This window comes from Mesorhizobium sp. P5_C1, assembly GCF_054049815.1.
The window spans coordinates 1-515 of sequence record NZ_JBFULQ010001429.1 but is presented as its reverse complement, the minus strand read 5'-3'; the positions used below and the strand labels follow the sequence as shown (position 1 = coordinate 515).

1 pseudogene is annotated in these 515 nt (G+C 58.6%); it reads right to left on the bottom strand.

Annotated features, from left to right (window positions below):
- Nucleotides 1-515: pseudogene (locus tag ACXJ7R_RS36185) on the bottom strand (PrkA family serine protein kinase); the annotation flags it as partial.

The window sequence follows — 515 nt, the reverse complement described above, 5'->3', positions numbered from 1 at the left end:
GAGATAGGCTGCTTCCGATTCCTTGGGAAACTGCTCGCGCTTGATCGCCTCCTCCAGAATGTACATCAGGTGCACAGGATCGGCAGCCACTTCCTTGGTGTCGTAGTTGAAGGTCTGCGACAGGATCTTGAAGGCGAAGCGCGTGCTGACGCCCCTCATGCCCTCATCGACCCCGGCGGCATCGCGATATTCCTGGACCGACTTCGCCTTGGGGTCGACGTCCTTCAGGTTCTCGCCGTCATAGGCACGCATCTTGGTGTAGAGTGGCGAATTGTCATGCTCGGCCAGGCGGGTCGAGACGGTGAACCGGCTGAGAATGTCCAGCACCTCGGGCGCGCACGGGCTGGCGGCCAATTCGCTCTCTCGCAGCAGCTTTTCGTAGATCTGCCTCTCTTCGGTGATCCGCAGACAATAAGGCACCTTGACCACGAGGATGCGGTCGAGAAAGGCCTCATTGTTCTTGTTGTTCTTGAACTGCTGCCACTCCGACTCGTTGGAATGGGCCACGATGATCC